The sequence below is a fragment of the Paenibacillus sp. BK720 genome, assembly GCF_011761545.1.
Classification (GTDB): Bacteria; Bacillota; Bacilli; order Paenibacillales; family Paenibacillaceae; genus Pristimantibacillus.
The window spans coordinates 21,796-40,673 of record NZ_JAASRQ010000014.1 but is presented as its reverse complement, the minus strand read 5'-3'; the positions used below and the strand labels follow the sequence as shown (position 1 = coordinate 40,673).

17 protein-coding genes, 1 tRNA gene and 1 other RNA gene are annotated in these 18,878 nt (G+C 51.1%); 3 read left to right on the top strand and 16 right to left on the bottom strand.

Annotated elements, in window-relative coordinates; all coding sequences use genetic code 11:
- Nucleotides 1-490: 490 nt before the first annotated feature.
- On the top strand, nt 491-847 hold the full coding sequence (locus FHT67_RS30265) for a hypothetical protein (protein ID WP_243867555.1): 357 nt from the start codon (nt 491-493) through the stop codon (nt 845-847).
- 94 nt (nt 848-941) lie between these two features.
- On the opposite strand, the gene ssrA is transcribed toward FHT67_RS30265, so the two are convergent.
- The 11 genes from ssrA to FHT67_RS29305 all read right to left on the bottom strand — a co-directional run bounded on the left by ssrA (nt 942) and on the right by FHT67_RS29305 (nt 13,342).
- Nucleotides 942-1,306, bottom strand: a transfer-messenger RNA (tmRNA) gene (gene ssrA, locus FHT67_RS29355).
- A gap of 242 nt (nt 1,307-1,548) precedes the next feature.
- A complete protein-coding gene (gene smpB / locus FHT67_RS29350; protein WP_167202108.1) occupies nt 1,549-2,031 on the bottom strand; it encodes an SsrA-binding protein SmpB in 483 nt (160 codons plus the stop codon).
- A 173-nt stretch (nt 2,032-2,204) separates the two neighbouring features.
- Nucleotides 2,205-2,405, bottom strand: coding sequence for a cold-shock protein (locus FHT67_RS29345; protein ID WP_012772186.1), 201 nt, complete (start codon nt 2,403-2,405; stop codon nt 2,205-2,207).
- 294 nt (nt 2,406-2,699) lie between these two features.
- Complete coding sequence (rnr, locus tag FHT67_RS29340) at nt 2,700-5,507, bottom strand: ribonuclease R (protein ID WP_167202107.1); 2,808 nt, start codon at nt 5,505-5,507, stop codon at nt 2,700-2,702.
- 173 nt (nt 5,508-5,680) lie between these two features.
- Nucleotides 5,681-5,917, bottom strand: coding sequence for a preprotein translocase subunit SecG (gene secG, locus FHT67_RS29335; protein ID WP_041613242.1), 237 nt, complete (start codon nt 5,915-5,917; stop codon nt 5,681-5,683).
- A gap of 208 nt (nt 5,918-6,125) precedes the next feature.
- Complete coding sequence (gene eno / locus FHT67_RS29330; RefSeq protein ID WP_132313374.1) at nt 6,126-7,418, bottom strand: phosphopyruvate hydratase; 1,293 nt, start codon at nt 7,416-7,418, stop codon at nt 6,126-6,128.
- Nucleotides 7,419-7,496: 78 nt separating this feature from the next.
- Complete coding sequence (gene gpmI, locus FHT67_RS29325; protein ID WP_132313376.1) at nt 7,497-9,032, bottom strand: 2,3-bisphosphoglycerate-independent phosphoglycerate mutase; 1,536 nt, start codon at nt 9,030-9,032, stop codon at nt 7,497-7,499.
- Nucleotide 9,033: 1 nt separating this feature from the next.
- Nucleotides 9,034-9,789: a triose-phosphate isomerase gene (gene tpiA, locus FHT67_RS29320; protein ID WP_132313378.1), complete on the bottom strand. Its 756-nt coding sequence runs from the start codon at nt 9,787-9,789 to the stop codon at nt 9,034-9,036.
- A gap of 43 nt (nt 9,790-9,832) precedes the next feature.
- On the bottom strand, nt 9,833-11,014 hold the full coding sequence (locus FHT67_RS29315) for a phosphoglycerate kinase (protein ID WP_127498588.1): 1,182 nt from the start codon (nt 11,012-11,014) through the stop codon (nt 9,833-9,835).
- A gap of 199 nt (nt 11,015-11,213) precedes the next feature.
- Nucleotides 11,214-12,218 carry a type I glyceraldehyde-3-phosphate dehydrogenase gene (gene gap / locus FHT67_RS29310; protein ID WP_132313380.1) on the bottom strand — a complete coding sequence of 335 codons (1,005 nt, stop codon included), beginning with the start codon at nt 12,216-12,218 and terminating at the stop codon, nt 11,214-11,216.
- A 77-nt stretch (nt 12,219-12,295) separates the two neighbouring features.
- Nucleotides 12,296-13,342: a sugar-binding transcriptional regulator gene (locus tag FHT67_RS29305; protein ID WP_132313382.1), complete on the bottom strand. Its 1,047-nt coding sequence runs from the start codon at nt 13,340-13,342 to the stop codon at nt 12,296-12,298.
- Nucleotides 13,343-13,589: 247 nt separating this feature from the next.
- Here FHT67_RS29305 and FHT67_RS29300 point away from each other — a divergent pair.
- Nucleotides 13,590-13,664 (top strand) — tRNA-Arg (locus FHT67_RS29300).
- A gap of 177 nt (nt 13,665-13,841) precedes the next feature.
- On the top strand, nt 13,842-14,423 hold the full coding sequence (gene clpP, locus FHT67_RS29295) for an ATP-dependent Clp endopeptidase proteolytic subunit ClpP (RefSeq protein ID WP_207918210.1): 582 nt from the start codon (nt 13,842-13,844) through the stop codon (nt 14,421-14,423).
- 137 nt (nt 14,424-14,560) lie between these two features.
- On the opposite strand, the gene FHT67_RS29290 is transcribed toward clpP, so the two are convergent.
- The 5 genes from FHT67_RS29290 to FHT67_RS29270 form a co-directional block, all read right to left on the bottom strand.
- Entirely contained in the window at nt 14,561-14,830 is a 270-nt protein-coding gene (locus FHT67_RS29290) for an HPr family phosphocarrier protein (protein ID WP_012772176.1), read from the bottom strand.
- A gap of 155 nt (nt 14,831-14,985) precedes the next feature.
- Entirely contained in the window at nt 14,986-15,915 is a 930-nt protein-coding gene (whiA, locus tag FHT67_RS29285) for a DNA-binding protein WhiA (protein ID WP_116394254.1), read from the bottom strand.
- A gap of 7 nt (nt 15,916-15,922) precedes the next feature.
- On the bottom strand, nt 15,923-16,909 hold the full coding sequence (locus FHT67_RS29280) for a gluconeogenesis factor YvcK family protein (protein WP_132313386.1): 987 nt from the start codon (nt 16,907-16,909) through the stop codon (nt 15,923-15,925).
- 12 nt (nt 16,910-16,921) lie between these two features.
- On the bottom strand, nt 16,922-17,791 hold the full coding sequence (gene rapZ, locus FHT67_RS29275; RefSeq protein ID WP_481856743.1) for an RNase adapter RapZ: 870 nt from the start codon (nt 17,789-17,791) through the stop codon (nt 16,922-16,924).
- A 56-nt stretch (nt 17,792-17,847) separates the two neighbouring features.
- On the bottom strand, nt 17,848-18,798 hold the full coding sequence (locus FHT67_RS29270; protein WP_167202106.1) for an ROK family glucokinase: 951 nt from the start codon (nt 18,796-18,798) through the stop codon (nt 17,848-17,850).
- Nucleotides 18,799-18,878: the final 80 nt, after the last annotated feature.

Sequence of the window (18,878 nt, the reverse complement as noted above, 5' to 3'; positions counted from 1 at the left end):
TTTCCGTTATTTCTAACGGGGCAGTTTCGCTCGTTGTTCAGTTTTCAAAGAACAATTTTTTCAACAACGCGGTATATCATATCACGTTATCGTTTTTTGTGTCAAGCTTATTTTTCATCTATTTGCTCGATGATATTCAGCTTTTCGGTCCGAACATCTTGTCTCTCTCGGCCGGAATTAGAATATACCATAGATAAAAAGCATTTGGCAAGCATAATTTTAAAAAAATTTTCACGCCGCGAAATCAGTCCCAAGGAAGGACTGTCCTTAAGGCGTATTGTTGCCCTGTTTCTCACATCCTCTGCGTAATATCGGCCGACCTAATTAACAGAGATAAAACCGGTTGAACCGCAAAAGGGAATCAGCGGTCGTTTAAAACCTACATCGCCACAGCAGCTGCTTTTTAAAAGAATATCGGTTACGCCCATTCCCTTATCTCCGCTCCTACATACAATGTTTTAGCCCATCATATAAAGGAGTGACAAACCTCATGTCATTTTTTCCGCCTTTTGGTCCCCCAGGATTCCCTGGTCAGCCGGGGCCGTCAGGGCCTCCGGGACCGCCGGGAGGACCGCCGGGGCAACCAGGCCAGCCGATGGCACCTAGCTCACCTCCGCCAGGATTCATTCCTCAACAGCCTGCGGTTCAGCCGTTTGCCGTTGACCCTGGCGCGATTTCGCGTTGCATGTTCCGAAATACGTACATCTGGCTAAGGAATGGAAACCAATTCTGGTTCTTCCCCGTATTCTTAGGACGCACATCGGTTGCGGGGTTTCAGTGGAACGGAAGGTTCTGGATGTATACCGGCCTCAGCCTTCAATCCATTCAATCCTTTACATGCGTCTAACCAAAAGCGAAAAAGCTCCCTTCCAACAGGAAAGGAGCTTCTTCGTGCCCGTTATAAAGCAAAAACCACATCCTCATGCGGATGCGGTTCATGATGGTGGAGGCGAGGGGATTTGAACCCCTGTCCGAAGACAACGCCACACAGGCTTCTACGGGTGTAGTTACAGTATTGATGTCACCCGAGCGTCGTCCCGTAACCGACTACGCGTTGGGTCAGCCTGATTATCTTCTTCCGTCGACCCCAGGCGGAGACCGAACGGCGTATCCCACTACTTGTTAGCCCCTAGTCTAGTCACATGGGCGATGCTAGGTAGGAGCACGCTCACAGGTTATTAAGCTGCGAAAGCGTAAGTTTGTTGTTGTTTGCCATTTAATAGGCTTTAGCGTTGATGAAGCAGACGACTCCCTGCTACCCGCAACCCATGCTCGTACTATCCCCGTCGAATCCATAAACGCCCCCGATATCGCATAAACGGTCTTTTCAACCGATTAGCTTTAAGAAAGAACGCCCGGAATGAGGTATAGCGCTTCTGCGCTAATTCATTACAAGCAAGTAATACTTAGACTCTTTATTTGCAGCAGCGCTTCGTATCCCTTAGCGCTACTTTAGTATAACACGAACTTCATCGCTAGTGCTGGGATTCTTACTGCCAATGATGGCGGAAAACTGGAACACGGACCAGCAGCTGAAGCAAATGCCAATTATCTTGCGACCTTCTGCTTCTCGCGCAGCGCACGCTGGATATCCCTTTGTGCATCCCGCTTCGCGGCCGTATCGCGCTTATCGTATTGCTTCTTGCCTTTACCAAGACCAATCAGCAGTTTCGCGTAGCCGTTGCGGACATAAATCTTCAGCGGCACAATCGAATAGCCTTCCTGCTTGGACTGGCCGAGTAGCTTATGAATTTGCTGCTTGTGAAGCAGCAGCTTCCGAGCGCGCGTCGGATCTGTCGGGTTATGGCGGTTGCCCTGTTCAAAAGGACTGATGTGCATGTTATGAATAAACATCTCGCCATTCCGGATCGTCGCAAACGCATCGCCAATATTCGCCTTCCCCATGCGAAGAGCCTTGATCTCCGTGCCCATCAGCACGATTCCCGCTTCATACGTATCTTCAATGAAGTAATCATGGGAAGCCTTTTTATTTTGAGCGAGCTGTTTGCCGTCATTTTTCTTAGCACCCACAGCGGTTCACCTCATTTTCGTTTACGCATTCCAGCATGGAAAAGCGTTATTAGGAATTCATTGTAACAAACATTAAGCGCGTTTCGCAAGGGATCCCGTCCGCGAAAATACATCGCTTTCAAAATAAAGAAACCGCCCCGTTAAGGGCGGTTTCCGTTCGTTAAATTAAGCTATTACAGCTTAACAACGTTCTCAGCTTGTGGTCCGCGGTTGCCTTGAACAACGTTGAACTCAACGCGTTGGCCTTCTTCAAGAGTTTTGAAGCCTTCGCCAACGATAGCGGAGAAGTGTACGAATACGTCATTGCCGCCTTCAACTTCGATGAAGCCGAAACCTTTCTCAGCGTTGAACCATTTAACTGTACCTTGTTGCATGTGTCTTACCTCCAAAAAAATAAATTAATATGCGCCTATTTCGTATCGAAACAAAAAATTCACACATTGAATAAGGTGTCATGACGTCTACAATGATACCCTTTTCAATATGTGAATTCAGGTTCATATCATCAATTGTTTTGAGTGTACTATACCCAAAATCAAAATGCAAGCGACAAGCTTAAATATATTTTCCCAGCTTATCCACAGAAAACGGCGCTGCTTCCCTGCAGCTTGCGCTACATCTGGCAGCGCCGTTATTTCAAGTAATAGTACATCTGTCATGTTAAATATTTATTTACGTTTTTTGCGAACGAAAGCCGCGGTGGAGTTGCCTCCGCTATTTCGTTTCTTCTTCTTGTTTTTCCCTTCTTCGCCGGAATTATTCACTCCGCGCGAAGAATTTGTGCCTTGCGAGGATTTTGCATCGCCGCGCTGGCCTGCGCCGCCTCCGCTTCGGTTGCCCCGGCCGCCGCGCCTGCCGCGGCCGCCTTCAAAGACTGAGCCTTGATCCGGATCTTCGCCCGTATCGGCGTCTCTGCCGCGGCTGCCGCTAATCGGCAGCCCCCACATATCCGTGCGCGGCCTTGCTCCGCGCACCTGCCGCCCTTGCTCGAGCGGCTTCGCCGGCTCTTGCCACGGCGAGCGCTCCGCCGCGCCTTCGGCCGCGCGGCTCGCGCCCTCGGCCGCTCCGCGGTCAGCGCCTCCGCGCTTCCGCTTCGCGTTCCCTTGCGCGCCGCTATTCTCGGCGCGCTTAGCGCCGTCGCGGCCGCTCTTGCCCGGGCCGCGTTCATTCCGATCGCCGCGGCCTTCTTTCCCGCCGCGACCTTCTTTCCCGCCGCGTCCAACTACGGCGCCCGCGTCCCCGCCGCGGCTGAAGCCGCCGCGCTTGCGCCCGCCGCCGCGGCCAGCCCCAAAGCCGGCGTCCGCGACGCCCCGGAAATCGCTGCGCGGCTTCATGTCCACCATCTCGAAGTCGATGGTGTAATCGTCCATGTTCACCTGCGCCACGCGGATTTTCACTTCATCGCCAATGCGGTATACCTTCGAGGTGCGCTCGCCGATCAGCACCATATGAAGCTCATGGAAGTGGTAATAATCATCCGTCAGACCGCTCAGCCGGATAAGGCCTTCCACCGTATTGTCCAATTCGACAAACATGCCGAAGCTTGTCACGCTGCTGATGATGCCATCGAATTCCTCGCCGACCTTATCCAGCATGAATTCGCATTTTTTGAGCTTATCCGTATCCCGTTCCGCATCCACCGCCACGCGTTCGCGTTCGGATGAATGCTGGGCAATGTCAGGCATGCGCGCGGCCAGCGCTTCGTTGCGCATGTCCGGCAAGGCTCCGCCGTTCTCGAGCACCTCGCGAATAATCCGGTGAATCACAAGGTCCGGATAACGCCGGATCGGCGACGTGAAGTGCGAATAGAACTCCGCCGCAAGCCCAAAGTGGCCTAGGCTCTCCGCATCGTACTTCGCCTGTTTCATGGAGCGCAGCATTACGGTGGAAATAACCGTTTCTTCCTTCGTGCCGTGGATCTCTTCAAGCAGCGTCTGCAAGGCGCGCGGATGAACCGAATTGCCTTTGCCTTTCACGACGTAACCAAAGTTCGAGGCGAACTGCATGAAGTGGAGCAGCTTCTCCTGATCCGGATCCTCATGGATCCGGTACAAGAACGGCACGCGGAGCCAGTGGAAATGCTCGGCAACCGTTTCGTTCGCCGCCAGCATGAATTCCTCGATGATCTGCTCGGCGACGGAGCGTTCGCGCTTCACGATATCAACCGCCTTGCCTTCCTCGTCCACGATAACCTTCGATTCCTGGAAATCAAAGTCGATCGCGCCGCGCTTCATCCGTTTCTTCCGCAGCTTCATCGCAAGCTCTTCCATCAGCGTGAACATGTCCAGCAGGTCCGCATAGCGTTCCTTCAGCTCGGTCTCCGGCTCCTCTTCGGTGGCCGTTAAGATCTTGCGCACATTCGTATACGTCATGCGTTCCTTCGTCTTAATCACGCTTGTAAAAATATCGTGGCGTACGCGCTTCAGCTTGGAGTCAAACTCCATTTCGCAGGAAAGCGTCAGGCGGTCCACCTGAGGATTCAGCGAGCAGATCCCGTTCGACAAACGGTGCGGCAGCATCGGAATAACCCGGTCTACCAGATAGACGCTGCAGCCGCGGCGGAAAGCTTCCTGGTCAAGCGCCGAACGTTCCTTCACGTAATAGCCGACATCGGCAATATGAACGCCAAGCAGATAATTGCCGTTCTCAAGCCGCTTTACATGGACGGCGTCATCAAGATCCTTTGCGTCTTCGCCGTCAATCGTCACAATCACTTCTCCGCGGAGATCGCGGCGGCCTTGTTCAACGATCTCTTCTTCGGTAATGGAGTCCGGAGCCGCTTCGGCTTCGGCCATCACTTCATCCGAGAAGCCCTCGGGAAGCTGATGCTTGCGGATAATGGACAAAATGTCGATGCCCGGATCGTTCTTATGACCGAGAATTTCGATAATTTCGCCTTGCGCCGCAGACCGTCCTTCCGGATAGGAAGTAATCTTTACGACCACCTTCTGACCGGTTACCGCTCCCTGGAATTCACCCTTCGGAATAAAAATATCCCGGTTAATCCGTTTATCATCCGGAACAACAAAGCCAAATGCCTCATGGCTTTCGAACGTGCCCACCACCTGAGTAACGGCACGCTGCACAATGCGGACGACTTCGCCTTCCATCCGGCCTCCGCCTTCGCTTTGCGAAGTAATGCGCACCAGCGCGATATCGCCGTTCATCGCGCTCTTCTGATCGTTTGCATGTATGTAAACGTCAGGATGGTCTTTCTCGTCAGGCAGCAAAAATGCGAAACCCTTCGCATGCGCCTGAATTTTTCCTCTCAGCAGGTTCATTCGCTCCGGAACGCCGTAGCGTTCATTGCGCGTCCGAATGACTTTGCCCTCTTCCTCGAGCTGGTTAAGCAGCTTCAGGAATTCTTTGAATTCCGCCGCGTCGTTGATGCCGAAATGTTGTTCCAGCTCCTGATAAGTCATCGGCTTATAAGCCGTTTCCCGCATAAAATCAAGCAGTTCCTGCTCTTGCATCATAATTTTCCTTGTCACCTCATACACCGGAGGCTTTCCCTACCGCCATCCAGCTACCGGTTGATAGATTACCATATATCGTTTAGTATACACGAAATCATCCTTAAGCATCCGCTAATGCCCTGAAAAAACAAAAAAACGGAGGTCCCCCTCCGTTTCTGAGTACATTTCATCAATTAAACTTTTACAACGTATGCTACAACAAGGGCCAGGATAAAGAATCCGCTTGCCAGCCCTACCGTCAAACGCTGAAGGAACAAGTCCAGACCGCGAGCTTTCTGCTTGCCGAACAAATGCTCAGCACCGCCAGTGATCGCACCGGACAAACCAGCGCTTTTCCCTTTTTGAAGCAATACGACTGCGATCAATCCAACTGCGAAAATAACGAGCAAAATCTTCCAAAAGATTTCCATTTGATCCACCTCCAGCATAGGAGCTCCGTAAAACACATAAATTGATTTTATCATAGGCGGACAAGTAATTCAATAGTTTCAAATTCCGGCGCGTTTTCCTATATATGAGAAAAAGATCAGGACTATTCGAAGGATGCGTAAACCATTCATTCGGACGTAAAAAAGGGCATCCCCTCACCGGGATGCCCTTCTTATATCACCGAAAAACCTATTTGAAGTTTTTCAGGTTGTAGAATGCCGATTTGCCTGCGTATTGAGCAACCGAACCCAGCTCATCTTCAATACGGAGCAATTGATTGTATTTCGCTACGCGGTCCGTACGGGACGGAGCGCCGGTTTTGATTTGGCCAGCGTTTGTAGCAACCGCGATGTCAGCGATTGTGCTGTCTTCGCTTTCGCCGGAACGGTGGGAGATAACCGCTGTGTAACCAGCGCGTTTTGCCATTTCGATCGCGTCGAAGGTTTCGGTAAGCGAGCCGATTTGGTTAACTTTAACGAGAATGGAGTTGCCCACGCCTTTTTCGATACCGTCGGACAGACGCTCCGTATTTGTAACGAACAGGTCGTCGCCAACCAGCTGTACTTTGCCGCCCAGTTTGTCAGTGAGCAATTTCCAGCCTTCCCAGTCGTCTTCGGAGCAGCCGTCTTCGATTGTGATGATTGGGTACTTCTCAACCCACGAAGCAAGCAGGTCAACGAATTCAGCGGAAGTGAAGGATTTGCCTTCGCCTTCGAGGTGGTATTTGCCGTCTTTGTAGAACTCAGTGGAAGCTACGTCCATGCCGAGGAATACGTCAACGCCTGGTTTGTAGCCAGCACGCTCGATCGCGGAGATGATGGTCGTGATTGCTTCTTCGTTGGAACCAAGGTTAGGAGCGAAGCCGCCTTCGTCGCCAACCGCAGTGTTAAGGCCTTTGTCTTTCAGAACCGATTTCAGGTTGTGGAAGATTTCAGCGCCGATGCGAAGAGCTTCTTTGAAGGTTGGAGCGCCAACCGGCAGAACCATGAATTCTTGAACGTCAACGTTGTTGTCGGCATGCTCGCCGCCGTTGATGATGTTCATCATTGGAACCGGCAGCGTTTTTGCGTTGAAGCCGCCCAGGTAAGTGTACAGAGGCACGTTAAGAGCGTCTGCCGCAGCGCGTGCAACCGCCATCGAAACAGCCAGGATTGCGTTAGCGCCGAGTTTAGCCTTGTTAGGCGTACCGTCGAGCTCGATCATTTTGCGGTCGATAGCGACTTGATCAAGTGCGTCCAGACCGATGATTTCAGGCGCGATAATCGCGTTTACGTTCTCAACCGCTTTTTCAACGCCTTTGCCCAGGTAGCGGCCTTTGTCGCCGTCGCGAAGCTCAACGGCTTCGTAAGCGCCAGTGGAAGCGCCGGATGGTACGATTGCGCGGCCCTTGCCGCCGGATTCCAGGGATACTTCTACTTCTACAGTCGGATTCCCGCGGGAATCCAGCACTTCGCGTGCGTAAACGTCAACGATGATAGACATTTGAGTAACACTCCTTCATTTAAGTTATTTATAGGGTTGAAGCATGGAAAACAAGCTGTATTGATTCTACCTCGAAACTTACTTCTGAATCAATGTTGTACCTGTCATTTCGGCTGGCTTAGCCAGTTCGAGCAGGTCAAGAACCGTTGGAGCCAGGTCAGCCAAGATGCCGCCTTCGCGAAGCTCTCCGCCAGCGACTGTAACGATGCAAGGAACCGGATTCGTCGTATGCGCCGTGAACGGACGGCCGTTCTCGTCGAATACCATATCCGCGTTGCCGTGGTCAGCCGTGATAATGGCTACGCCGCCTTTTGCAAGGACAGCTTCAACCACTTGGCCAAGACACTCATCTGTTGCTTCTACCGCTTTGATAGTTGGTTCCAGCATGCCGGAGTGACCAACCATGTCAGGGTTAGCAAAGTTCAAGATGATGGCATCATGCTTGTCAGCTTCGATCTCTCTTACTGCGGCTGCAGCAACTTCATAAGCGCTCATCTCAGGCTGCAAGTCATAAGTTGCAACTTTAGGCGAATTGATCAGTACGCGAGTCTCACCCGGAAGTTCGACGTCGCGGCCGCCGCTGAAGAAGAACGTTACATGCGGATACTTCTCAGTCTCCGCAATACGGAGCTGTTTCTTGTTGTTTTGAACAAGCACTTCGCCAAGGGTATTATCCAAATTCTTAGGAGAGTAGGCCACATAACCGTCAATGGATTCACTGAACAGCGTCAGGCAAACAAAGTACAGGTTTTTAGGGCATTTCTCGCCACGGTCGAAACCGCGGAAATCCGCATTGGTAAACACTTGGCCAAGCTGGATGGCACGGTCAGGACGGAAGTTGAAGAAGACGATGGAATCTTCCGATTCAACCAGGCCTACCGGCTCATCATTCTCGCCTACGATAACCGTTGGCATAACGAATTCATCATAAACGGATTTTTCGTAGGACTCAACGACAGCCTTGATTGGATCCGTGTACTTAGGACCTTCGCCGTAAACCATTGCGCGGTAAGACTTCTCCGTACGCTCCCAACGCTTGTCGCGGTCCATTGCGTAATAGCGGCCTTGAACGGTAGCGATCCGGCCTACGCCCACTTCTTCAATCTTCGCTTGCAGCTGTTCCAGGTAACCTTTCGCGCTGTCTGGAGCGACGTCGCGGCCGTCGAGGAAGGCATGAACGAATACTTCGTTCAGCTCCTCTTTCTTAGCCAGTTCCAGCAGAGCGAACAGGTGAGCAATATGGCTGTGTACGCCGCCATCGGACAACAAGCCGTACAAATGAAGCTTCTTGCCGTTTGCTTTCGCGTGGCGAACGGCCCCAAGAAGCGTCTCGTTATCGAAAAATTCGCCGTCGCGGATCGACTTCGAGATGCGGGTCAGATCCTGATACACGATGCGGCCTGCGCCGATGTTCAGGTGACCAACCTCGGAGTTGCCCATTTGGCCGTCCGGCAGACCTACTGCTTCGCCGGAAGCAGTAAGGGTTGTATGCGGGTAAGTCGACCAGTAGCGGTCATAGTTTGGTTTTTTCGCCTGCGCAACCGCATTGCCGGTAACGTCGTCGCGAAGTCCAAAGCCGTCAAGAATAATCAGTGCAACTGGTTTCGGAGCCATCTTACTTGGCCCCCTCAACGAGTGCGATGTAGGAAGCCGGTTCAAGCGATGCGCCGCCGACAAGAGCGCCGTCGATGTCCGCTTGTCCCATGTATTCCGCAACGTTGTTCGGTTTTACGCTGCCGCCGTATTGGATACGAACCGCATCAGCTGTCGCCGCATCGTACAGATCGGCAACTACGCTGCGGATGTAGCCGATAACGTCTTGCGCGTCTTCGGATGTCGAGGATTTGCCGGTGCCGATCGCCCAGATTGGCTCGTAAGCAATAACCACTTCAGCCGCTTGCGCCGCCGACAGGCCTTTGAAAGCCGCTTCGGTCTGCACTTTGCAGACATCCTTCGTTTGGTCAGCTTCGCGCTCTTCGAGCTTCTCGCCTACGCAAACGATTGGCGTGATGCCGTGTTTGAATGCCGCGTGCATTTTTTTGTTAACGATCTCGTCTGTTTCAGCGAAATAAGCACGACGCTCGGAGTGACCGATAATTACGTATTTAACGCCCAGATCCTTCAGCATTACGCCGCTAATTTCGCCTGTGAAGGCACCGTTATCTTCGAAGTGCAGGTTCTGCGCGCCGATTGCGATCGACGTGCCTTTCGCTGCTTCAACAAGCGCCGGAAGAGTCGTGTAAGGAGCGCAAATGACGCTTTCTACGCCGGCAACTTCGGCTTTTCCTTTCACTTCGGAAAAGAACGATACGGCTTCGGAAACGGTCTTGAACATTTTCCAGTTACCCGCAATGATAGGTGTTCTGCTCATCGTATATTCCCTCGTTTCTTAAGTATATAGTTGAATCTATTTACTATTTATCGTTAAGAGCTACAACGCCCGGGAGTGCTTTGCCTTCCATGAACTCCAGGGAAGCGCCGCCGCCAGTCGAGATATGATCCATTTTGTCCGCCACGCCGAATTTCTCAGCTGCCGCAGCGGAGTCGCCGCCGCCGATTACCGTGTAACCCGCTGTTTCCGCGCAAGCGTTAGCAACCGCACGCGTACCGTGGGAGAATGGTTCGATTTCGAATACGCCCATCGGCCCGTTCCAAACAACCAGCTTGGAGTTTTTGATGACGTCAGCGTAAATTTCGCGAGTTTTAGGACCGATGTCGATGCCTTCCCAGTCAGCAGGGATGCCGTCTACGTCAACGATCTTTGTGTTAGCGTCTTTGCTGAATTCGTCGGTGATTACGATATCAACAGGAATCAGGAAGTTTTTGCCGAGCGATTTCGCTTTCTCGATGAACTCAAGAGCCAGATCCAGCTTGGAGTTGTCCACGAGCGATTGACCGATTTCATGTCCCTGTGCTTTGAAGAAAGTGTAAGACAGGCCGCCGCCGATGATGATGTTGTCAGCGATCTCGATCATTTTGTTAATCACGTCGATTTTGTCTTTTACTTTCGAACCGCCAACGATTGCCGTGAAAGGACGCTCAGGGTTGTTCAGCGCTTTGCCGAGAACATCAAGCTCGCGCTCCATCAAGAGGCCCGATACAGCAGGCAGGTAGTGCGCAATGCCTTCTGTCGAAGCATGGGCACGGTGAGCGGCGCCAAACGCATCGTTTACGAACAGATCAGCCAGCTCGGCGAATTGCTTAGCCAGTTCCGGATCGTTCTTTTCTTCGCCCGCATGGAAACGAACGTTCTCAAGCAAGAGTACGTCGCCGTTATTCAGCGCGTTAACTTGTGCTTTCACTTCTTCACCAACGGAGTCGTTAGCTTTGACAACCGGTTTGCCCAGAAGCTCGGACAGACGTACAGCGGAAGCGGTGTGACGCAGCTCTTCAACCACTTCACCGTTTGGACGGCCAAGGTGGCTCGCGAGGATAACTTTAGCGCCTTTTTCGATCAAATAGTTAATCGTAGGAAGCGTTTCGCGGATACGCTTGTCGTCAGTAATTTTGCCATCTTCGAGTGGTACGTTGAAATCGACGCGTACAAATACGCGTTTGCCTGCTACTTCTACGTCACGAACACTTTTCTTATTCAATGGTGTTGCCTCCCTGATAATGAAGTTGAAAGCCTATATAAGATAAAGCCTATAACAGCAGTAAAAAAGGCGTTCCTTCTCGCAAGAAGGAACGCCCTCGCCTAATATCCACTTAAGTGGAGCCGCAGACTAAGCGTATCCCGGAGCATCAACTCCGGGACGAAAGCGTTCCATGCAATTGTGGAATAGCGTGTGTATCTTACAGACCTTTGCTTGCCACGAATGCAGCGAGGTCAACTACACGGTTCGAGTAGCCCCACTCGTTGTCGTACCAGGAGATAACTTTAACCATGTTGCCTTCAACTACCATAGTCGACAGAGCGTCGATTGTCGAGGAAGCTGGGTCGCTGTTGTAATCGCTGGATACCAGTGGCAGTTCGTTGTAGTTCAGAATGCCTTTAAGAGCGCCTTCGGAAGCTTCTTTCAAAGCTGCGTTAACTTCTTCAACAGTAACGTTAACTTTCAGTTCGGCAACCAGGTCCGTTACGGAAACGTTAGGCGTAGGAACGCGCATAGCCATACCGTTCAGTTTGCCTTTCAGTTCCGGCAGAACCAGGGATACCGCTTTTGCAGCACCAGTGGACGAAGGAATGATGTTCTCAGCAGCTGCGCGAGCACGACGCAGGTCTTTGTGAGGAACGTCCAGTACGGATTGGTCGTTTGTGTACGAGTGAATAGTAGTCATCATACCTTTAACGATACCGAATTTGTCGTTCAGCACTTTTGCGAATGGCGCAAGACAGTTCGTTGTGCAAGAAGCGTTGGAGATAACAGTGTGCGATGCAGCATCGTACTTGTCTTCGTTAACGCCCATAACGATTGTGATGTCTTCGTTAGTTGCAGGAGCGGAGATGATAACTTTTTTAGCGCCGCCTTTAAGGTGAAGCTCGGCTTTTTCTTTCGCTGTGAAGATACCAGTGGATTCAACAACGATTTCAGCGCCTACGGAGCCCCATGCCAGGTTCTCAGGGTTACGTTCTGCAAATACTTTGATTTCTTTGCCGTTTACGATAATTGCGCCTTCTTTAGCTTCAACCGTAGCATCCAAAGTGCCATGAGTTGTGTCATATTTCAGCAGGTGTGCAAGTGTTTTAGTGTCAGTCAGGTCGTTAACCGCTACTACCTCGACATTAGGGTTGTTCAGCGATGCGCGGAACACGTTACGACCGATACGACCAAATCCGTTAATACCAATTTTAACCATTTTAAATTCCTCCTAAGCTTTTAAATGACTATGGTATATATTTCAAAACGTTCTGCAGCAGAGCCTGCCGCAAATCGTTAAGATAACGACTGCTGCTGTTCATCGATAATCGCGGAAATCTCAAGAGCTGCCGCTTCATCGGTAACAAGTACGTCATTGTGCCCAAATTTCATGATGGCTGCTATAGCTTCGCCTTTGCTATGGCCGCCTGCCACTCCTATAACAACTTCAGTCTTCACAATATCCTCGAGTCGTAATCCTACGGTCTGCATTTTGTGAACAACCTCGCCGTTACGGTCGAAATAAAAACCGAAAGCTTCAGCCAATGCGCCATCCGCGGCCATCGCCTTCACCAGTTCAGGATTCAGCTTTCTGCGCCGGGCCATCACCATAGCGTCCCCGATCCCGTGTACGACGATTCGGGCGCTTCGGACAACCTCGACAATATCGCGGATATTCGGCTCCTGCATCATGGAGGCGTAGGCTTCGTCACCAAGATGATCCGGCACATGGAGCATCCGGTAATTGGCGCCTGTACGCTTTGCCATTGTCGATGCAATGGTATTGGCTTGGTAATCGAGACTTTCGCCAAGTCCGCCTCTCGCCGGCACAAACCAGTTGTTCTTCAGCGGCGCTGTCGAAGTTAATTGGTTAGCGACCTGAGCGATCGTCGTTCCGCCGGTTACGGCCACGACATCGTGTGGCTCCATCACTTTGCGAAGCACTTGGCAAGCCGCTCTTCCGAGCTCCCGCTTCGATTGCTCCGAATCCTCGGAATCGCCTGCTACAACAATGACCTGCGATAATCCGAAGTGACTCCTGATCTTCTCTTCCAGATCGGACAGCCCGAATAACGTTTTGTAGAAGGGCTCCAATTGCTCAAGCAATTGCTTGCCCGCTTCACTGATCCGCATTCCCGCCGTATGAATCTCCAGCAGCCCTTGCGATTTCAGCAAATCCGTTTCCGCCCTCAGCACCCGTTCCGTCATCCCTAAGGAATTGGCGAGCATCCTCCGGCCGATCAGATCGGACAACATGACTTGGCGCAATATCGAGTAACGCTTCTTCATTACGTCAAGCAAATCTGGGAGAAGCTGCTGCTGCAGCTCAATAATGTGACGCATCCTCTACTTTTCACTCCACCCGTCAATAGGCGTAATGGGCTTTCAGGGGATGGACGTTAAACGTCCCGCATACTCACTTTAAGTCCCACCTCTATTTTAGCTAAAAACATTTCACATGGCAAGTCAGCAATCGCTGATGAAAGCGTTTGTATTCACGATTTGCTCAAATTTATTTTTCTCATCTGCCTTGCTTTCTACAATAGAATCGCGTATACTAAGTTTTGCTGTTGCTTTCTTATGCAAATATGCGCCCGTGGTCCAATGGATATGACGTAGGCCTCCGGAGCCTGAGATCTAGGTTCGATTCCTAGCGGGCGCGCCATTCAACCTTATTTTAACGCCATACATAACATGAACATAAACCGTCCTCGATGAGGACGGTTTTTTTAATTTTTATAAAAAATTGAGTTTGACTATCTTTGACTTTTGTTTGATCATCCGCTAGAATGGGAATCAGTAATATCATCTTTGCTATTTTGAGGAGGGGACTTGGTTGGATATGAATTTCGTTCCTATGGTTATTGAACAGAGCAATCGCGGAGAACGCGCTTACGACATTTACTCCCGCCTTCTGAAGGATCGCATCATCTTCCTCGGGTCAGGCGTAAACGACGTAGTAGCCAACTCCATTATCGCTCAGATGCTGTTCCTTGCAGCAGAAGATCCCGAGAAAGACATTTCTCTCTACATTAACAGCCCTGGCGGATCCATTACGGCAGGCATGGCTATCTATGATACGATGCAATACATTAAACCCGATGTTTCGACAATTTGCGTCGGCATGGCGGCATCGATGGGCGCTTTCCTGCTCACGGCCGGAGCCAAAGGCAAGCGTTATGCGCTCCCGAACAGCGAAGTGATGATCCATCAACCGCTTGGCGGCGCCGAAGGTCAAGCAAGCGATATCGAGATCCGCGCCCGCCGCATTATCAAAATGCGCGACAAGCTGAACGGCATCCTGGCTGAGCGTTCCGGACAACCTCTCGAGCGCATCGAGAAGGATACCGACCGCGATTACTTCATGAGCGCGGAAGAAGCGCGGCAATACGGTCTGGTTGACAAAGTCATCGAGCGTATCTAACACGCAACTACAAAAAGCGGCTGTACATGGATCTCCATGACAGCCGCTTTTTTTGTCGTTTTTTAAATGCCAAAGAAAAAAGGACTATCCCATTGTCATTCAGAATGATGACTCGGGACACCCCTCTTTGTCGGTTCTTATTGGTTCTCCAGCTCTTCTTTGCTGACGAGCGCGACTAAAGCGTTTACAGCCTGTTCTGCATCCGAACCCTCTGCGCTGATATGAATCTCTGTGCCCGAGCTGATCGCAAGGCTCATGATACCCATAATGGATTTTGCGTTTACTTTCTTGTCGTCTTTCTCAACAAATACTTCGGAGGAAAATTTGTTCGCTTCTTGAACGAATAATGCGGCAGGTCTAGCGTGCAAACCTGTTTTTAGACGAACGACAACCGGTAGCCTTGTCATGGTAACCATACCCCCTATATTATAATAAGCCTGGCAATTTCGCTTCAATGCTCAGCCTGACATGACTAATAACTTTAAAATGCAGCATGACGCCTTGTATAAGACTTTTTGTTCATATTATATCATTATACCATCTGATGCACTAGGTTAAAAGTTTAGCCATTGCGGATTTTTTCCGCAAGTTCATCAATTTTCCGCAGCCGATGGTTAACGCCGGATTTGCTTACGGTCCCCTTCAGCATCTCCCCAACTTCCTTCAGGTTCATATCCGGATGCTGGAGCCTGATTTCGGCAACCTCTCTAAGCTTATCGGGAAGATTGTTTAATCCGATTTCCTTCTGCAGCAGCTTGATATTGTCGATTTGTCTGACCGCCGCGCCAATCGTTTTGTTCAGGTTTGCCGTTTCGCAGTTCACGATCCGGTTAACCGAGTTCCGCATGTCGCGCATGATGCGGACATCCTCGAATTTGAACAAGGCCTGATGGGCGCCGATAATGTTCAGCAGCTCGATAATTTTCTCGCCCTCTTTGATGTAGAACACAAAGCCCTTCTTCCGCTCGATACATCTCGCGTTCAGCCCAAACTTGTTGGCCAGCTCAACCAGCGCCTCGCAGTGCTCCTCGTACATCGATGAAATTTCAAGATGGTAAGAAGAGCCTTCCGGGTTGTTGACGGAGCCGCCGGCAAGGAATGCCCCGCGCAGATAAGATCGTTTGCAGCATGGCTTCTTGATGATTTCTTTATCAATACCCAAATTAAACACAAAACCCTCGGATACGATTCTCAGCTCACTTAGTATCTCCTGTACCTTCGTCGGAATTCTGACGATATATACATTATTTTTTTTGAGGCGCATTTTTTTACGGACGAGCAATTCCGTATGCACTTCAAAATGTTTTTTCACCAAGGAGTAGATCCGACGGGCAATCGCCGCGTTTTCGGTTGAGATGTCGAGGACGACTTTGCGGCTGGAGACGCTGACCGAGCCATTCATTCGAATGAGTGCGGACAATTCAGCACGTTCACAGCAGGTATCCGCCTCAACCATCGTCAGCTCTTTCTTCGTTTGGGCCGCAAATGACATCGCTTGTTCACCTCTTTCTTAACATCCAGTTTTCCACTAATTTATAAATATGATGACTAAGCCGCTCTGCATCATGCCGCAAAAACGTCCGATACAGCACGAGACGGTCGGAGATGATTTCGTATCCCAACCGGTTCACTTCGTCTATATTCAGCTCTACCTGGGTAGAGCCCATTTCCGCATACTTTTCCGCCACTTCCGGCGATATTTCCCCATCGTTGACCAGTACGTAATCGAAAAGTTTATGCCCGATATGGTCTTGCACAGCCTTCAGATGATCGCTGACCGAGTAACCATCGGTTTCCCCCGGCTGCGTCATCACATTGCACACGAACAGCTTAACAGCCGTTGACTCCACAATAGCCCTCGCTAACTTAGGCACGAGCAAGTTCGGAATAATACTCGTATACAAGCTGCCTGGACCGATCAGAATCGCATCGGCTTGCTCAATGGCTTCAATAGCCTCCGGAAGAGGCTCCACATTGTCAGGCTCTACGAATACCCGCTTAATCTTCTTTCCCGCTTTCGGAATCATGGATTCCCCGACAACAACGGTACCGTCATCCATCTCGGCCTTCAGGACGATAGCCCGGCCCGCGGCCGGAAGCACGCGGCCTCGCACGGCCAATACCTTGCTAAGCTCGCGGACGCCCGTAACGAAATCGCCGGCAATATCCGTCATCGCCGCCAGCATCAGATTACCCAGGCTATGCCCGGCTAATCCTGTGCCGCTGGAGAAACGGTATTGAAGCACTTCCGTTAATAGGGGCTCCGCATCCGCAAGCGCCATAATAACGTTGCGGATGTCGCCCGGGGGCGGGATCTGCAGTTCATTGCGCAGCACTCCCGAGCTTCCCCCGTCATCGGCGACCGTCACGATTGCTGTAATATCGAGTGGCTTCTCCTTAAGCCCCCGAAGCATCACCGACAAGCCGGTTCCGCCGCCAACCACAACAATTTTGGGCCGCCTCAATATTTTATGCCTATTCTGCATCCAATCACCCCGTCAATGCTTATCACGGTCAGCATCGCGGTGGCTGACGCGTACCCGTTCCGTATCGCTGCTGCCGAGCATGCGACCCAAATATTCTGCAATCGCAACCGAGCGGTGTTTGCCGCCCGTACACCCGATACCGATAACGACCTGGCTTTTGCCCTCTTTATGGTAAAGAGGAAGCAGAAACTGGAGCATATCGAGCAGCTTGGTCAGAAAGGCTTGCGTCTCCGGCCATTTCATCACATAATCGTACACTTCCGGGTTTTGCCCGGTATTCGGGCGCAGATGTTCCACATAATGCGGATTAGGCAAAAAGCGCACATCATAAATCAAATCGGCATCAATCGGAATGCCGTATTTGAACCCGAAGGAGGTCACATTCACCGAAAGGCTGTTGTTTTCCAGATTCGTAAACCGGGAAATAATGCGTTCCTTGAGTTGTGCCGGCTTGATATTGCTCGTATCAATAACCTGCGAAGCCGAGCCTTTTAAATCCTCCAGCATTCTTCTCTCGTTGCGGATGCCTTCAAGCGGCATGCCTTCCGGAGCAAGCGGATGACGGCGGCGGCTTTCCTTATAACGCTGGACCAGCACCTCATCCGTCGCATCCAGGAACAAAATTTCGCAGCTGATCGTGAAATGCTCTTTGATAAAGCTTAAAGATTCCGATAAGGCGGTAAAAAATTCGCGGCCCCTTAAATCAATTACAAGGGCTACTTTGCCGATTTTGCCGTTCGACTGCTCAATCAGCTCCGCGAATTTAGGGATAAGCACCGGCGGTAAATTGTCAACGCAGAAAAAGCCCAAATCCTCAAGGCTCTGTACGGCAATCGTTTTGCCTGCGCCAGACATCCCTGTAATGATAACAAGCTTTGACATCGCTCCCGTTTCCATAGCTGTCCCCTCTTTCCCCATCGTAACGCTATTCATGCCCATTAGGAACGCAGGATAAGACCCGCTGCGCCTACAACGCCCGCGTTATTGCCAAGCGTAGCCGCAACGATCTTCACGCCCTCTTGCGCTTCCTTCTGGGTATACTTTTCGAATACCTCGCGAATTTGGTCAAACAGGAAGTCGCCTGCTTTCGACACGCCGCCGCCGATAATGAAGCATTCCGGATTCAGCACGACAGCCATTAGAGCCATCGATTTGCCTAAGTAATAAGCTGCGCGGCTAACGATACGCGAAGCAACCTCGTCGCCCGCTTTCGCGGCATCGATAACGTCCTTCGCCATAATATCTTCTACTGTCGACAGGACGGTGCGGTCTCCGCGCTCAACGGCATCCTTGGCCATGCGGATAATACCCGTCGCAGAGGATACCGACTCGAGGCAGCCCATTTTGCCGCAACCGCATTGAATCGCTTCCAGATCGGGAACAATGGCGATGTGGCCCAGCTCGCCGGCCATACCCGCAAAGCCCTCAACGATTTTGCCGCCGATAATAATACCGCCGCCTACGCCGGTACCCAGTGTATAGCAGACGCAGTTATCGATGCCTTTGCCGGCACCGGCCCAAGCTTCGCCAAGCGCGGCAACGTTTGCGTCATTATTAACGAGAACTTTAACTTGAAGCTCCTTTTCGAGATATTCCTTCAAATGAACATTCTCAATCTTCAAGTTGCCCGAGAACTTCACGATACCGTTCGGGATATCAAGGAAGCCGGCGATCCCTACGCCAATGCCTTCAACTTGCTCCCATGCAAACGGCGATTCGCTCACGATGTTCCGCGCGTACTGCGCAATATTATGAAGGATGGTGTCCGTACCTTTACTCGTTTCCGTCGGCCCTTCGTAAGTGTGGAGCAATTCTCCCTCCACGTTACAAATCCCAACTTTAATAGCGGTGCCGCCGACATCGACTCCAACGTAAATCTTCTCAGACATTACTAGTCCACCTCATTAATATGTTATCTACTCTTTAACCAACTATAAGCCAATGCCCTACTCCGGTCAAGATAATCGCC

Coding starts and splice junctions, on each gene's coding strand:
- FHT67_RS30265 (WP_243867555.1), top strand. CDS start 491: ATGTCATTTTTTCCGCCTTTTGGTCCCCCAGGATTCCCTGGTCAGCCG.
- FHT67_RS29345 (WP_012772186.1), bottom strand. CDS start 2,405: ATGCAACAAGGTACAGTTAAATGGTTCAACGCTGAGAAAGGTTTCGGC.
- rnr (WP_167202107.1), bottom strand. CDS start 5,507: ATGATGCAAGAGCAGGAACTGCTTGATTTTATGCGGGAAACGGCTTAT.
- secG (WP_041613242.1), bottom strand. CDS start 5,917: ATGGAAATCTTTTGGAAGATTTTGCTCGTTATTTTCGCAGTTGGATTG.
- eno (WP_132313374.1), bottom strand. CDS start 7,418: ATGTCTATCATCGTTGACGTTTACGCACGCGAAGTGCTGGATTCCCGC.
- gpmI (WP_132313376.1), bottom strand. CDS start 9,032: ATGGCTCCGAAACCAGTTGCACTGATTATTCTTGACGGCTTTGGACTT.
- tpiA (WP_132313378.1), bottom strand. CDS start 9,789: ATGAGCAGAACACCTATCATTGCGGGTAACTGGAAAATGTTCAAGACC.
- gap (WP_132313380.1), bottom strand. CDS start 12,218: ATGGTTAAAATTGGTATTAACGGATTTGGTCGTATCGGTCGTAACGTG.
- FHT67_RS29305 (WP_132313382.1), bottom strand. CDS start 13,342: ATGCGTCACATTATTGAGCTGCAGCAGCAGCTTCTCCCAGATTTGCTT.
- clpP (WP_207918210.1), top strand. CDS start 13,842: ATGAATTTCGTTCCTATGGTTATTGAACAGAGCAATCGCGGAGAACGC.
- FHT67_RS29290 (WP_012772176.1), bottom strand. CDS start 14,830: ATGACAAGGCTACCGGTTGTCGTTCGTCTAAAAACAGGTTTGCACGCT.
- whiA (WP_116394254.1), bottom strand. CDS start 15,915: ATGTCATTTGCGGCCCAAACGAAGAAAGAGCTGACGATGGTTGAGGCG.
- FHT67_RS29280 (WP_132313386.1), bottom strand. CDS start 16,909: ATGCAGAATAGGCATAAAATATTGAGGCGGCCCAAAATTGTTGTGGTT.
- rapZ (WP_481856743.1), bottom strand. CDS start 17,791: ATGTCAAAGCTTGTTATCATTACAGGGATGTCTGGCGCAGGCAAAACG.
- FHT67_RS29270 (WP_167202106.1), bottom strand. CDS start 18,798: ATGTCTGAGAAGATTTACGTTGGAGTCGATGTCGGCGGCACCGCTATT.